Consider the following 1725-nt stretch of genomic DNA (forward strand, 5'->3'; position numbering starts at 1 on the left):
GGGGCGTCCGCGGCCGTGGCGGCGACGTCCGCGACCCTGCCGACGGCGTCGGCGTCGGCGTCCGCCTCCTGCGGGACGGGTCGGGACAGGTCATCGGCGTACCGGCGGTCCGCCGTGCTGTAGCGGGGCGGAATGGGCAGCACGGAGCGGCCGATCGGCTCGGGGGCCTCGGCGCCCTGCGTGGCCGGGCGCGGCGCCCGCGGCAGGGTCACCATGAAGGTGGACCCCTCCCCCAGCTCGCCCCACGCCTCGAGCCGACCGCCGTGCAGCCGGGTGTCCTCGGTGGCGATCGCCAGACCCAGTCCGGACCCGCCGGTGGTGCGCTTGCGTGAGGGGTCGGCGCGCCAGAACCGGTCGAACACGCGCTGCACCTGCTCGGGGCTCATGCCGATGCCGTGGTCCACGACGGCGAACGTGACGGCCCCCTCGTCGGCCGCCACGAGCACGTCCACCGGCCGGCCCTCGGCGTGCTCGATCGCGTTGTTCACCAGGTTGCGCAGGATCCGTTCGATCCGCCGCGGGTCGACCCAGGCGACGTGGCCGTCGGCGCGGTCCCGGTCCATGGGCACCATGTACACGGGCACGCCGATCTGATCGGCCAGCGGCTGAGAGGTGAGCACGACGTCGCGGGCCAGCTCGAGCATGTCCGTGGCCTCGAGGGCCGGGGTGGCGGCGCCGGCGTCGAACCGGGTGATCTCCAGCAGGTCCGCGAGCATGGCCTGGAAGCGGTCCACCTGGTGGTAGAGCAGCTCGGTCGAGCGTCGGCTGACCGGGTCGAAGTCCTCGCGTGAGCCGTGCAGCACGTCGGCCGCCATCCGCACGGTCGTCAGCGGCGTGCGCAGCTCATGGGAGACGTCCGAGACGAACCGCTGCTGCATCTGGGACAGCTGGGCGAGCTGGCCGATCTGCTCCTGGATGCTGTCCGCCATCCGGTTGAAGGACATGCCCAGGCGGGCCATCTCGTCCTCACCGTCGACCGGCATCCGCACGGCCAGGTTGCCGCTCGAGAGGGACTCGGCCGCCCGGGCCGCCTGCTGCACGGGCAGGGTCACACGCCGCGAGACCCACCACGAGACCAGCACGTTGATCACCAGGAAGCCGACGCCGAACACCAGCAGCACCCTGAGCACCGAGTCGAGCGAGCTCTGGACGTCCGCGAGGTCGTAGACGAGGTAGAGCCCGTAGGTGGCACCCGGGGGCAGCACCATCTGGGCGCCGAACACGAGGCCGGGCCGGGTGCCACCGCCGGGGTTCGGCAGCGCCACGCTCGCGTCGTACACGCCCGGCCCGGAGGCGACCGCGTCCTGCAGCTCCTGGGGGATCACTGCGGGATCGAGCCCGGCGGAGGAGATCGTCCCCACGTACGCGGACTCGGAGTCCGGCAGCGGGGCGAGGTGGTAGCGGCGGCGGATCGTCGTGCCGGAGTCGCCTTCGAGGGCGCGCAGGGTCTGGGTCACCAGCACGTCCGTGCTCTGCGCGTCCGTGGCGGTGGTCTGCGCGAACGTCTCGCGCACCTGGCTCAGGCCACGGCGTGCCTCGGACTGGACCTGCTCGTAGCGGGCCTCGAAGAGGGCCTGGGTGATCTGCTGCGTGAGGAACGCGGCGACCACGAGGCCCGCGAGGATCGAGAGCAGGGCCGCGAGCACCGCCGTGCGCAGCCGCAGGGACCGACGCCACCGGCGGCGCAGCGCACGCCACGCGGGGCCGGGGCCCCACGACCGTGGG

1 protein-coding gene is annotated in these 1725 nt (G+C 73.4%); it reads right to left on the reverse strand.

Annotation, left to right across the window (positions count from 1 at the left end):
- Positions 1-1725: MtrAB system histidine kinase MtrB (mtrB, locus tag HMPREF3105_RS11115; RefSeq protein WP_070709635.1), on the reverse strand; the 1725-nt coding region annotated here is incomplete at both ends.

Source organism: Micrococcus sp. HMSC31B01, assembly GCF_001816085.1.
GTDB lineage: Bacteria > Actinomycetota > Actinomycetes > Actinomycetales > Micrococcaceae > Micrococcus > Micrococcus luteus.